Here is a 12,041-nt window from a genome sequence, read left to right as displayed (position 1 = left end):
GAGCATGTGCATTTTCTAGAGGAACGACGTTTTGAAGGAGGGGTACTTCGTGATAGAAATCGAAAAGCCGAAAATTGAGACCGTTGAAGTTAACGATGATGGCACCTATGGGAAATTTGTAGTAGAACCACTTGAGCGTGGGTATGGCACCACACTGGGCAACTCGCTTCGCCGGATTTTGCTCTCTTCTCTGCCGGGTGCGGCGGTAACATCGGTCCAAATCGATGGTGTTCTGCATGAATTCGCAACCATTCCGGGCGTAATGGAAGACGTTACGGAGATCATTCTCAACCTGAAAGCTCTCTCGCTCAAAATCCACTCCGATGAAGAGAAAACTCTCGAAATCGATGCGGAAGGCGAAGGAATTATTACGGCTGGAGATATTCGTGCGGATAGCGATGTGGAAATTCTTAATCCGGATTTGCATATTGCTACACTTGAGCCGGGTTCCAGACTCCACATGCGGATTTTTGCTGGCCGCGGCCGTGGTTACGTTCAGGCGGATCGGAACAAAAGAGATGATCAACCAATTGGTGTGATTCCTGTTGATTCGATCTATACCCCAATTACTCGTGTCAATTACGTTGTAGAAAATACACGTGTTGGACAAGTGACGAACTACGACAAGCTTTCGCTCGAAGTATGGAGTGATGGTAGCATTAGACCGGAAGAGGCAGTTAGCCTCGGTGCTAAAATTTTGACCGAGCATCTTTTCTTGTTCGTGGGTCTCACGGACGAAGCGAAAGACGCTGAAATTATGGTTGAAAAAGAAGAAGACAAGAAAGAAAAAGTTCTTGAAATGACGATTGAGGAGCTTGACCTCTCTGTTCGATCCTATAATTGCCTTAAACGTGCCGGCATTAATACGGTACAAGAGCTTACTACGAAAACCGAAGAAGATATGATGAAAGTTCGTAACCTCGGACGCAAATCTTTAGAGGAAGTACAAGAAAAGCTCGAAGAGCTCGGATTAGGTCTTCGTACGGAAGAATAAACTGCTTGAATCGTTCTAGCGAAGGAGGGAAAACTCATGGCATACCAAAAGTTGGGCCGCGATTCCAGTGCGCGTAAAGCTTTGTTTCGCGATCTGGTAACAGACCTATTCTTATACGAACGTATCCAAACGACAGAAGCTAAAGCGAAAGAAGTTCGCTCTATCGCTGAGAAACTGATCACTAAGGCTAAGCGTGGAGATCTTCATGCTCGTCGCCAAGTGGCAGCTTATGTTCGTCGCGAATCTATTGATGGAGAGCAAGATGCAATCCAAAAATTGTTTGCAGATATCGCAACTCGTTACTCCGAACGTCCAGGTGGATACACTCGTATCTTGAAACTAGGACCTCGCCGCGGTGACGCAGCACCTATGGTTTATCTGGAATTGGTAGACCGTTCGTAATCACTAGGGTGTATATCCTAGTTCCCTTTCTTGGGGAATAGAAAACTCTCTGTCAGCGCGACCTTTAGGCCTCGCGATCGGAGAGTTTTTCCATGTAATGAGAGTGAGTTGTTCATTCTATAGACTGTTCACGATATAGCGAAAGGAGGGTGTCTGTTGCGTAATGTGTTTATGACTGTCAGTTATGATGGAACGAACTATTACGGCTTCCAAACCCAACCTGGTGGGAACACAATACAGGATCATTTGGAAGCAGCAATAGTTCACTTGACGGGTGAAGTTGTGAAGATTCACGGCTCTGGTCGCACTGACGCTGGGGTACATGCTCGTGAACAGCCATTCCACTTTAGTACCTCTTCACTTATACCACTTGAACGTTGGCGGTTAGCGCTAAATGGCCGTCTCCCCAGCGATATAAGAGTGACTGAGGTACGTGAAGTGCCGATGGACTTCCATTCTCGCCGTTCGGCTAAGCGGAAGACTTATAGGTATTCGATTAACGGCAATCGTGTACCTGATGTGTTCCAACGCAATTTACAATACCATCACCCAGGTAAGCTTGACTTATCGGCTATGCGTGAGGGATTGAAGTATATAGTGGGCACCCATGACTATACTTCATTTGCTTCCCGGCGTTCGACTAAGACGAGTCATGTACGTACGATCTATGAGGCACAAATGGTAGTAGATACGTCTTCTGACTATCCGGGTACACACGAGCAAGGAATCATACACTTTTATATAACTGGCAATGGGTTTCTTCAACATATGGTTCGGATTATTATGGGGACCTTACTTGAGATTGGTGAAGGTAAGCGTCGACCAGAGGATATGGGAAATATCCTAGAAAAGAAGAATCGTATGGCTGCAGGTCCAACAGCAGAGAGTAAGGGTCTGATGTTGTGGAAGGTAGAATTTAATGAAGAGGTTCTTTTGTTAAATTCCGAGATAGCTGATGAATAAACGAAACCTATAGGTACATTTGTACGTAGCATATACAAAACAAACCATAGGAGGGTCTACCTGAATGAAGTGTCCTGTATGTGATAATGTTCGTATGAGAGAAGTAGAGAAGGATGGAGTTTTGATTGATGTGTGTACTGAATGCAAAGGTGTATGGCTTGACAGGGGAGAGCTTGATAAACTGTTGAGTGAAATACGTGAGATTCGTCCCGCATTTAACGAATGGTATGGTAATCGTGAGGGCGAATCAGAATATGACCGCAAAGAAGTGAACCGTCAATCCCCTAACTTGAATCAAGGATCTAGTTCTCAGTCGCATCAGGCCTACGATTACAGGGATCAAAAGCATGGATATAATAAAGGACATCAACATAAGAAGAAAAAGTCAGTGCTGGATGTGTTCGGAGATTTATTCGATTAAACTGAAATAATACGAAAAAAGACTTGCGTATTATTTTTACATCCTGTAGAATAAAAGTTGTGTTTTCTTAATGGCTATCCCACGGCCCCCAATTAAGAAGACCAAAACAACAGTAAAATTAATGTTAGCTTACAAGATAATAACAACGATCGAAGATAAATGGGCTGAGTTGTTCGGCAATCTGAATTGTTGATCATATTCAGCATTAATGGACTATTTCGGACGAGAATGAAGGAGGATCTTTACATGCGTACCACTTATATTGCTAAGCCAAGCGAAGTTGAGCGCAAATGGCACATTATTGATGCCACTGGCAAAACGTTAGGCCGATTGGCTAGCGAAGCTGCAGCACTCATTCGCGGTAAACACAAACCCGAATTTACTCCTCATGTTGATGGCGGTGACTTTGTTATCGTAATTAACGCTGAGAAGATTACACTAACTGGTAAGAAAATGGAAAACAAGAAATACTACCGTCACTCCATGCACCAAGGTGGTTTGAAAGTTACAGTCGCTCAAGACTTGCTTAGAACTTACCCTGAACGTATGATTGAATTTGCTATTCATGGCATGTTGCCAAAAACTCGCCAAGGCGAGAAAATGAAGCTTAGATTGAAAGCATACGCTGGCGCTGAGCATCCACATGCAGCACAAAAACCTGAAGTTTACGAACTTCGCGGATAATTAAAAGGAGGACAGTTTCATGGCTCAAGTACAATACTATGGGACAGGTCGTCGTAAACATTCGGTAGCTCGTGTTCGCCTTGTACCGGGTGAAGGACGCATTGTCATTAATAAACGCGACATCAATGAATATTTTTGTCTGGAGACTCTTAAGCTGATTGTTAAACAACCACTTAATTTGACAGAAACGCTTGGTAGTTATGATGTACTAGTTATCGCACATGGTGGCGGTACATCTGGTCAAGCAGGAGCAATTCGTCACGGTATTTCACGTGCATTGCTTAAAGCTGATCCAGAACTTCGTCCAGCTCTTAAAAAAGCAGGATTCTTGACTCGTGACCCACGGATGAAAGAACGTAAAAAATACGGTCTTAAAGCCGCTCGTCGCGCGCCACAGTTCTCCAAACGTTAATATTTTCAGTTCATTCAAGAACCCTCTTTCGAGAAATCGAGAGAGGGTTCTTTTTTTTGTATTATTGACTTATTGCTGGAAAGTTTTATACTTTAATATATAATTCAAATGTGTTTAGTAGGACTATTTCCTTATTTATGTATTGTCTAAGGAGGAGAAGGAATGAACTTATTAGAAAAAGAAGAATTGATCAAGGTTAAGGCAGAGGAACTGGAGTCAGCATCTGCGGAGGAGGTAATTGCTTGGGCAGTAGAGGCATTTCCGCATTTAACATTTGCTTGTAGCTTTGGAGCAGAAGATGTTGTGCTCGTAGATATGCTGCAACAGATCAGTCCTACTAGTGATATCTTTTATCTAGATACGGATTATCATTTCAAAGAAACGTATGAGACACGCGATGCTATGGCTGCTAGATATGATCTAGAGTTTGTACGGGTATCTCCGAAATTAACTCCTGAAGAACAGTCATTACAACATGGTGAGGAATTGTGGACTACAGATGCAAATGCATGTTGTGGTATTAGAAAAGTAGAGCCATTAACGCGTATTTTATCTCAGTATGATGCATGGATAACGGGGATCCGCCGGGATCAAGCACCGACACGGGCTAATGCAAAGAAAGTTGAGTATGATAGCAAATTTGGACTAGTTAAGTTCAATCCATTGGCGAGTTGGAGTACGGATGATGTGTGGAATTATATTCGTAAGAACGATATTATATACAATCCTCTCCATGATCAGAACTTTCCTAGTATTGGGTGTCAGCAATGTACTCGTCAGGTTATGCCAGGGGAGGATCCTCGTGCTGGACGCTGGGCAGGGTCGGAGAAGACGGAATGCGGATTGCATAAATAAATATACTATATGCATATAACGAAGGGGAGAAATGTATGACTGCAATTGCACCACATGGGGGTACTCTGATCAATCGTGTTATTACAGGTGAAGAACGTGAAAACTTATTACTAGCTGCGAAGAATTTGTCAGTGATTCAGATTAATGCATGGACGATATCGGATCTCGATTTAATTGGTGTGGGTGCGTTTTCTCCGTTAACGGGCTTCTTGAATGAAGAAGATTATCATTCTGTTGTGAGTTCAATGAGACTCGCAGATGGTACGGTGTGGAGTATTCCTATTACGTTGTCTGTCAGTGAAGAACAAGCTCTAAGTCTTACGGTCCAACAGGAAGTAGCCTTAGTGGGTGAAAAAGATGGGGTAGTTTACGGACTACTTGAGATAGAAAGTATTTATAAGGTTGATCAAGCTGTTGAAGTCAAAAACGTATTCAAAACGGAAGATCCAGAGCATCCTGGTGTGAAAAAATTACTAGAGAAGTCGCCGATTTATGTTGGTGGATCAATTAAGGTGCTTAATCGTCCGCGGCCAGAGCGATTTGGGGAGTTTTATTATGATCCTGCCGTGACTCGTGCTATTTTTGCTGAGAAGGGTTGGAGAACTGTTGTTGGTTTTCAAACCCGTAATCCAGTTCATCGGGCACATGAGTATATCCAGAAGAGTGCTATGGAGATCGTGGATGCTCTTTTTCTGAATCCACTTGTTGGTGAGACGAAATCGGACGATGTCGCAGCTGATGTGCGGATGCAAAGTTATTTGACTCTGTTAGAGAATTATTATCCTGCGAACCGTACATTTCTAGGTGTATTCCCGGCAGCCATGCGTTATGCGGGACCACGGGAAGCGATCTTCCACGCTATGGTACGGAAAAATTACGGTTGTACCCATTTTATTGTTGGCCGTGATCATGCAGGTGTAGGAGATTATTATGGGACGTATGAAGCGCAGGAAATCTTCTCTAACTTTACAACTGAAGAATTGGGAATCTCGCCATTGTTCTTCGAACATAGTTTCTTCTGTACTAAATGTGGTAACATGGCGTCCAGCAAGACATGCCCTCATCCTAGTGAAGATCATTTGACTTTATCCGGCACAAAAGTAAGAGCGTTACTGCGTGATGGGGTATGTCCACCACCAGAGTTTACGCGGCCAGAAGTGGCCAAAGTATTGATCGAGGGTATGAGCCATCAAGTTGTAATTTAAGGAGAACTACATCCTTGTTAGGTATATTTGTCCACCTTGTCCCATATAGATGAGTATTGTCATTATGGGGACGGAGGTGGCTTTTTTATGGGCTCAAAAGATAAGTTGTTTGTATCTATTTCCTTCAGCCGTGTAAAAAAGATGCTGGTTGGGTTAGTTTTACTGGGGATATTGCTGACAATAGCAGTCTATGAAATTCCTACAACGAAAGTATGGAAATACTGGAGTCTCCCGTTGGCCGGTGTAACCATTGCTTTAGACGCAGGTCATGGTGGGCCGGATGGAGGGGCAGTAAGTAAGCAAGGGATCATCGAGAAGGATATTAATCTGGCGGTGGCCTTGTATTTACGGGATTATTTGCAACAAGCAGGGGCTATAGTAGTTATGACGCGAGAAGATGATCGTGACTTGGCAGGAGCGGATACAAAAGGTTATAAGAAGCGAAAATCAGAAGATCTCAAGCAGCGTGTACGATTTATAGAAGAGAAGGAAGCGAAGTTGTTTCTGAGCATTCATATGAATAGCGTACCTTCCTCACGATGGAGCGGAGCGCAGACGTTCTATAATAAACAGAATGAGGATAGTGTGAATTTGGCTCAACTTGTGCAGCAGGAGTTAAAAGTCAATCTAGAGAATACCGATCGAGTTGCCAAACAATCAGATAAGACCGTGTATTTATTAGAAGCGCTAAAAATCCCTGCCGTCCTGGTAGAGGTTGGATTTCTATCGCATCCTGAGGAGTCGAAGTGGTTGAAGGATGACGCTTATCAGCGTAAAGTCGCTGGCGCGATTTACAAGGGGATTCTACGATATACTGCTGGCGAAAAGAGTGAGAACTGAGCGTTAAATGGCAGATAATGCTATAATAAATTATTATTATAGTTAATACGATATGAGATGAAGTCGAGGTGCTGTCATTGTTATCGAAGGAAGAACTTCAGAATGCGCTGCTTCCAATTATTGAACCTACATTAAAACGAAGCTTGGTTGAGATGCAGTGGATTCGCGATATGATGGTCAAAGAGGACCGCGTCTCGCTTACGGTTATCTGTTTAGAAAAGAGCAAGGATTTGCAAGAGAAACTGGAGAGTGAAATCCGCCTGCGTCTTTCTGAGCTAGGAGTAAAAGATGTACATCTTCGACTTAGAGAGGCATCAGAGCAGGAGAGGGAGGAAGCGCTTGGCTCAGAACTTGAGGAATCTATTTCTTCTGCTCCGAATGGAGAGCGTTTTAAAGGTCGTGCAGCTGGGTTAGAACAACTTCCGATTCTAGATCCTAATACTAAAGTGAACTTCGTTGCCATTGCTAGTGGAAAAGGCGGTGTAGGTAAATCAACCGTAACTGTTAATTTAGCTGTAGCTCTTGCTCGCTCTGGTCAGAAGGTTGGGCTTATTGATGCTGATATCTACGGGTTCAGTGTACCGGATATGATGGGGATCGAAGAGACTCCTATCGTTGAGGATGGGTCCATTATTCCTGTTGAACGTTTTGGCGTCAAAGTAATGTCGATGGGGTTCTTTATTCGTGAGAACAATCCCGTTATCTGGCGTGGGCCGATGCTTGGTAAGATGCTTCGGCAGTTTCTCAGCGATGTTGACTGGGGAGAATTAGATTATATGTTATTAGATCTACCTCCAGGTACTGGTGACATCGCACTTGATGTGCATCAAATGCTCCCGCAAAGCCGCGAGATCATTGTGACGACTCCACATGCAACTGCGGCATTCGTGGCAGCTCGGGCGGGGGCGATGGCGCTTCAAACAGAGCACGAAGTGTTGGGTGTGGTAGAAAATATGGCTTATTACGAATGTAAGGCTTGTGGGAGTAAGGATTATGTATTTGGCAGAGGCGGCGGGGCACAGTTGGCAGAGACCCTTCATACCGATTTGCTTGCCCAGATCCCACTTGGAGCGCCGGACAACCATCCTTCAGAACCTGATTTTTCACCTTCCGTTTATAAGGAAGATAGTTTGATTGGGAAGATTTATAACGATATGGCCAAACAAGTTATGAATAAATACAGCAAAGACTGACCGAGTGGTCAGTCTTTTTAAATGCAATGTGTAATTCGTCTTTCCGGTTAAGAAGAACCGTCACTACCACTTCCGCTGCCTTCGCCACCGCCACTATCGCCACCTGAATCTCCCGATTCTCCTGATCCGCCTTCACCACCACTTTTCGAATCAGTGATCTTGGGCTCGAGCTGTTCCTTAACAACGGCCTTTAGTATTTCCATTATTTCCATTTTGAACAAGGGGCTTTGCATCGTTTCTTGAACTACAGACATGGACTGTTTGCGATAATCTGAAGTTTTCGTGAGATCTAGAAACATCTTCATCATTTCAGGTGACTTCATAATTTCGCCAACTGATTTTTGATAAGTTGGGTCCTTGATTAGTTGTAAATGAAGTTGCTTGCTCTCGGAGTTAATCGCCTTAGCAAAATCCCCCGCAAATTTAGGCTCAGTCATAATTTTTTCGATTTCTTTCTTATATTCTGGAGAGGTGATCGTGTCTTTAACAGCGAGTCGTACTTCATCGTTCGTTTGTGAAGGGAGAATCATTTTAACACCAACAGTTCCACCACCGCTGGATCCTCCTCCAGAATCTGAACTAGAGCTTGAGCTGCTACCTCCGCTGCTTATAGCTTCATATATGGCCTTTTTTCCTTCATCCGATTTAAGGATATCTAAAAGCATGGTCTTTGTCTCCTTGTATCCTCCACCTTGAGACGAAGAGCTTTGTTCAGAACCGCAGGCCGTTAGCGTAAGAGCAAATGTACACAAGATGCATAATAACCATCGGTAACCAAGCCATTTCATGGTCCCTTCCTCCTTGTTATCGTCACTGTCCTTAGTATGCGGTCATAAAAAGGAATTATCCTATTGAAAAGAATGGTTTTTTACTGGAAAGGTTGGTAAAATAATTGCGGAGGTGTGATCTTTGAACTTGAAAAAATGGATATATTTACTTTGGACAACTTTGGTAGTTGGGGCGGTTGTTTCGCTTGTAGCTGGATTGCTATTACAATGGACTCATACCGTACAATTAAATGGAACAGCTGATTTTTTTGTGAATATGGCTATATTGCTCGGGGTTGGAATTATGGTTAGTGTTTATTCTCAAATGGGCTTTTTTGCATATTTAATGTTGAATTATATGGGATCAGGTGTTTTTTCAAAAGTAACATGGAGATATATACAAATTGGACTTACCGTTCTGGCGTTAATGGAACTGCTGTTCCTCCGAGTTTTTCTAGGCGAAGAGAAGAATGGAATTTCAGATGTGGTACTGGGTATCATTATTCTTGTCATTTCTTGTGTTACAGCTTATTTGAAAGTGAAAGCAACGAATAATTCAGCTTGGATTCCCACATTATTCTATATGATCTCCGTGACAATAGTAGAGATGGTTGGTGTGCTCAATATCGGCGTTGACCAAGCAACGGTATGGATCGGTGCACCGCTTATTGCTTGTAACGCTTACCAAATTATGATTTTACACCGGTTATTGAAGCCTGCGAATCGTTAATAATACATACATCAATTGCTAAGAGTTCGGGGGGCACAACCTGAACTTTTTTTTGTTATCTCAGTTACCTTATCTACAACAAAACTATAAAAAAAGAACTTCTGAAATTACAGAAGTCCGGATTATTAAAAAAACTGAATTACTTATAAGAGAACTACATGCCGGCAGCGTTATTTATCTCTTGTTGCACCCAGGTTTGATCGCGAACTTCGGAGCCTTTGACACTTGCTTCTGTAAGTAAATCGGATACGGTGACAAATTCATAACCCTTCTTGCGAAGTTCATCGATAATAATGGGGAGGGCTTCATGCGTTTGTTTAACAGAGTCACTGGCGTGAAGTAAAACAATATCTCCAGGATGCGCTTTACTCACTACTCGATCAACGATAGTCTGCACCCCTTTGTTCATCCAATCTTGTGAATCTGTATCCCATTGAATGACGCTATACCCTTTATTTTGGGCGATTTTCAGTACACGTTTGTCGAAATCTCCGTTTGGAAGACGAAGGAGTTTTGGCTCTTTTCCAGTTAAGTCGGTTAAAATAGAATGTGCCGAGGAAATTTGGCGGGTGATCTCTTCTTCGTTCAGTCCACTGTAATTGACGTGTTTATGACCATGGCTTCCGATTTCGTAACCTTGTTGCTGAATTGCCTTTACAATCTCAGGGTGAGACTTACTCCAAGGAGAAGAGAGGAAGAACGTTGCTTTTTGTACTCCTTTGTCCTTGAGCACTTTAAGGATAGGCTCTGTACGCTTGTCTCCCCAACTAATATCGAAGGTAAGGGCAATCACTTTCTTTTCCGTAGACACGCTGTAAATAGCGGAAGGACTGCTCTCTTCAGAGAACACCGTAACATGGCCCTTCTCTACATAAATAATACCTACTGCAAACAGGGCCGCAGTGAAAACAAAGAAAAACTTTTTGATTCTCTTCCCGTTCAGGACATAGAAGAAGTTGTTCATGAGCTTTAAGCCCCTCTCGTTATCAGAATGATTTATCCACTTTTACAATGTATGCTCGTACCTTTAAGTTATTACTTTTCTTAGCTAGTAAAACAAATACGGTTTTCAGGAGGATTTTTTTATGACTTCATTGCGTAGATTTGTACAGGATTTATTTTTTTATAAGAAAATGATGGCATTGTCATTGATTCTTTTTACAGCTGGTATCGTTATTGGAACTTTGAATGCTGATTTTATTACGGAGCTAATCACTCCGCAATTGCAGGGTTTACAGGAGTACAGTCGGGAATTATCAGAGTCTGCAAATCCGCAGTGGAGCTTTTTTGTGTTTATTTTCCTTAACAATGCTGTGAAGAGTATCGTCATTATTTTTGCAGGTGCTTTATTTGGATTGCTACCGATTTTCTTTTTGATGATGAATGGAATGGTTATAGGTTTTCTGCTAACTACTGCTGCATCTCAAGGAGAGAATATGTTTGATCTAATTGTCTTAGGGTTATTGCCACATGGAATTATTGAAATCCCCGCGATATTGATCGCTTCCGGATTTGGTCTTCAGTTTGGATATATGGTTTTAAAGGGATTAGGGGAATTGGGTGCAAGAGATGAATCGGAACGGACAGTTAAGTGGGGGGGATTTTTGAAAACAGCAGGAAGGGCATCCATCTGGATAACGTTGTTGTTACTAATCGCTGCCATTATTGAAAGTACCCTTACTTTCTATTTAGTCACATTATAAAATTTAATAATAATTCATAATTTACCAAAAATATGTGCATACCAATAAAGCGGTTGGAAGGGCCGGTTTATTTTGGTGGGGATAAGGTTAAACAAACTTAACGAGCGTAATATATGAGCGACCCAAGCCAATGTAGCTATACGACAAACATCAAGAACTTCATAAGAACTTCAGAGATTTGAAATCTAGACAAAAGAGGAGATGAGGCGCAATGCTGGGAATGTTGTTTAATGAGAAAGAATACAAAGAGCTAGATTATGTACTTCGAAAAGAGTTAGATGAAATGCTGCTGGACATGGGGGATCATCGTCTGGACCAAGATATACGCCATTCGATTGCTAAACGATATAAAACAGTGTTCCAAATGTATGCCAGGTTCGCGCCGTCTAAAGAGCTTTCAAAGTATGTTCGTAGGGGATGGTTTCCTCAGGCAAAACAATAAAATAAAATATTGTAGATAAAGGGTTGACTTTGGGGCTGGGATTATGATAAATTATATCTCGCCCCTAAAAAAGAAAAAGATGTTGGATCGTGTCAGTCAGGTTACTGGCTGAAAGAAATCTTAAAAAAACTTCTTGACTTAATCAGGGTGAACATGTTATATTATAAGAGTTGCTGCTGAGACATTGAGCGACAACGAAAACGAAGTTGATCTTTGAAAACTGAACAACGAGTGAGTGAATTTCACGAAAGTGAAAATCAAAAAAATGATGTATTCCAAACGGATGTAAATCCGATTGAGATAATATCGTCAGTTTCAAAATGAGCAATATCAGCTTTTCCAACTTAATGGAGAGTTTGATCCTGGCTCAGGACGAACGCTGGCGGCGTGCCTAATACATGCAAGTCGAGCGGAGTTGATGAGGTGCTTG

General features: G+C 42.3%; 15 protein-coding genes and 1 rRNA gene (1 of these 16 only partly in view). 14 read left to right on the top strand and 2 right to left on the bottom strand.

Features of this window, described 5'->3' with window-relative positions; genetic code table 11:
- Nucleotides 1-49 precede the first annotated feature (49 nt).
- The 10 genes from NST85_RS25405 (at nt 50) to NST85_RS25360 (ending at nt 7,969) form a co-directional block, all read left to right on the top strand.
- Complete coding sequence (locus tag NST85_RS25405; protein ID WP_127194430.1) at nt 50-994, top strand: DNA-directed RNA polymerase subunit alpha; 945 nt, start codon at nt 50-52, stop codon at nt 992-994.
- A 36-nt stretch (nt 995-1,030) separates the two neighbouring features.
- Nucleotides 1,031-1,396 carry a 50S ribosomal protein L17 gene (gene rplQ / locus NST85_RS25400; protein WP_127194431.1) on the top strand — a complete coding sequence of 122 codons (366 nt, stop codon included), beginning with the start codon at nt 1,031-1,033 and terminating at the stop codon, nt 1,394-1,396.
- A 156-nt stretch (nt 1,397-1,552) separates the two neighbouring features.
- Complete coding sequence (gene truA / locus NST85_RS25395) at nt 1,553-2,359, top strand: tRNA pseudouridine(38-40) synthase TruA (protein WP_127194432.1); 807 nt, start codon at nt 1,553-1,555, stop codon at nt 2,357-2,359.
- Between the two features lie 64 nt (nt 2,360-2,423).
- Complete coding sequence (locus NST85_RS25390; protein ID WP_127194433.1) at nt 2,424-2,780, top strand: TFIIB-type zinc ribbon-containing protein; 357 nt, start codon at nt 2,424-2,426, stop codon at nt 2,778-2,780.
- 246 nt (nt 2,781-3,026) lie between these two features.
- Complete coding sequence (gene rplM, locus NST85_RS25385) at nt 3,027-3,464, top strand: 50S ribosomal protein L13 (protein WP_127194434.1); 438 nt, start codon at nt 3,027-3,029, stop codon at nt 3,462-3,464.
- 19 nt (nt 3,465-3,483) lie between these two features.
- Complete coding sequence (gene rpsI / locus NST85_RS25380) at nt 3,484-3,876, top strand: 30S ribosomal protein S9 (RefSeq protein WP_127194435.1); 393 nt, start codon at nt 3,484-3,486, stop codon at nt 3,874-3,876.
- A 162-nt stretch (nt 3,877-4,038) separates the two neighbouring features.
- Complete coding sequence (locus tag NST85_RS25375; RefSeq protein ID WP_127194436.1) at nt 4,039-4,731, top strand: phosphoadenylyl-sulfate reductase; 693 nt, start codon at nt 4,039-4,041, stop codon at nt 4,729-4,731.
- A gap of 35 nt (nt 4,732-4,766) precedes the next feature.
- Nucleotides 4,767-5,936 (top strand): sulfate adenylyltransferase, encoded by a 1,170-nt coding sequence (gene sat / locus NST85_RS25370; RefSeq protein ID WP_341190752.1) that lies wholly within the window; start codon nt 4,767-4,769, stop codon nt 5,934-5,936.
- Between the two features lie 87 nt (nt 5,937-6,023).
- Nucleotides 6,024-6,776, top strand: a complete 753-nt coding sequence (gene cwlD / locus NST85_RS25365; protein ID WP_341190751.1) for an N-acetylmuramoyl-L-alanine amidase CwlD — start codon at nt 6,024-6,026, stop codon at nt 6,774-6,776.
- A gap of 77 nt (nt 6,777-6,853) precedes the next feature.
- Nucleotides 6,854-7,969: an Mrp/NBP35 family ATP-binding protein gene (locus tag NST85_RS25360; protein WP_341191168.1), complete on the top strand. Its 1,116-nt coding sequence runs from the start codon at nt 6,854-6,856 to the stop codon at nt 7,967-7,969.
- Between the two features lie 47 nt (nt 7,970-8,016).
- Here the strand turns inward: NST85_RS25360 and gerD are convergent, their stop codons facing one another.
- Nucleotides 8,017-8,757, bottom strand: coding sequence for a spore germination lipoprotein GerD (gene gerD / locus NST85_RS25355; RefSeq protein WP_341190750.1), 741 nt, complete (start codon nt 8,755-8,757; stop codon nt 8,017-8,019).
- A gap of 121 nt (nt 8,758-8,878) precedes the next feature.
- Between gerD and NST85_RS25350 the strand changes: the two genes are divergently transcribed.
- A complete protein-coding gene (locus NST85_RS25350; RefSeq protein WP_341190749.1) occupies nt 8,879-9,466 on the top strand; it encodes a KinB-signaling pathway activation protein in 588 nt (195 codons plus the stop codon).
- Between the two features lie 154 nt (nt 9,467-9,620).
- Here the strand turns inward: NST85_RS25350 and pdaB are convergent, their stop codons facing one another.
- Nucleotides 9,621-10,430 (bottom strand): polysaccharide deacetylase family sporulation protein PdaB, encoded by an 810-nt coding sequence (gene pdaB / locus NST85_RS25345; protein ID WP_341190748.1) that lies wholly within the window; start codon nt 10,428-10,430, stop codon nt 9,621-9,623.
- Nucleotides 10,431-10,551: 121 nt separating this feature from the next.
- Here pdaB and NST85_RS25340 point away from each other — a divergent pair, with 121 nt between their 5' ends.
- The 3 genes from NST85_RS25340 to NST85_RS25330 form a co-directional block, all read left to right on the top strand.
- The gene (locus NST85_RS25340) at nt 10,552-11,169 is read left to right on the top strand and encodes a stage II sporulation protein M (protein ID WP_341190747.1); all 618 of its coding nucleotides are present in this window, start codon (nt 10,552-10,554) and stop codon (nt 11,167-11,169) included.
- 211 nt (nt 11,170-11,380) lie between these two features.
- Nucleotides 11,381-11,611, top strand: coding sequence for a hypothetical protein (locus NST85_RS25335; RefSeq protein WP_127194443.1), 231 nt, complete (start codon nt 11,381-11,383; stop codon nt 11,609-11,611).
- A 344-nt stretch (nt 11,612-11,955) separates the two neighbouring features.
- Nucleotides 11,956-12,041 (top strand): 16S ribosomal RNA (locus NST85_RS25330); it runs 1,467 nt beyond the window's last position.

This window comes from Paenibacillus sp. FSL K6-2524 (genome assembly GCF_038005525.1).
In the GTDB taxonomy this organism is placed as follows: Bacteria; Bacillota; Bacilli; order Paenibacillales; family Paenibacillaceae; genus Fontibacillus; species Fontibacillus anaericanus.
Note: the sequence above shows the minus strand (reverse complement) of the source record. Positions and strands in the feature narration are given on the sequence as shown.

Coding starts and splice junctions, on each gene's coding strand:
- NST85_RS25335 (WP_127194443.1), top strand. CDS start 11,381: ATGCTGGGAATGTTGTTTAATGAGAAAGAATACAAAGAGCTAGATTAT.
- rplQ (WP_127194431.1), top strand. CDS start 1,031: ATGGCATACCAAAAGTTGGGCCGCGATTCCAGTGCGCGTAAAGCTTTG.
- NST85_RS25375 (WP_127194436.1), top strand. CDS start 4,039: ATGAACTTATTAGAAAAAGAAGAATTGATCAAGGTTAAGGCAGAGGAA.
- cwlD (WP_341190751.1), top strand. CDS start 6,024: ATGGGCTCAAAAGATAAGTTGTTTGTATCTATTTCCTTCAGCCGTGTA.
- NST85_RS25340 (WP_341190747.1), top strand. CDS start 10,552: ATGACTTCATTGCGTAGATTTGTACAGGATTTATTTTTTTATAAGAAA.
- rplM (WP_127194434.1), top strand. CDS start 3,027: ATGCGTACCACTTATATTGCTAAGCCAAGCGAAGTTGAGCGCAAATGG.
- gerD (WP_341190750.1), bottom strand. CDS start 8,757: ATGAAATGGCTTGGTTACCGATGGTTATTATGCATCTTGTGTACATTT.
- sat (WP_341190752.1), top strand. CDS start 4,767: ATGACTGCAATTGCACCACATGGGGGTACTCTGATCAATCGTGTTATT.
- rpsI (WP_127194435.1), top strand. CDS start 3,484: ATGGCTCAAGTACAATACTATGGGACAGGTCGTCGTAAACATTCGGTA.
- pdaB (WP_341190748.1), bottom strand. CDS start 10,430: ATGAACAACTTCTTCTATGTCCTGAACGGGAAGAGAATCAAAAAGTTT.
- NST85_RS25390 (WP_127194433.1), top strand. CDS start 2,424: ATGAAGTGTCCTGTATGTGATAATGTTCGTATGAGAGAAGTAGAGAAG.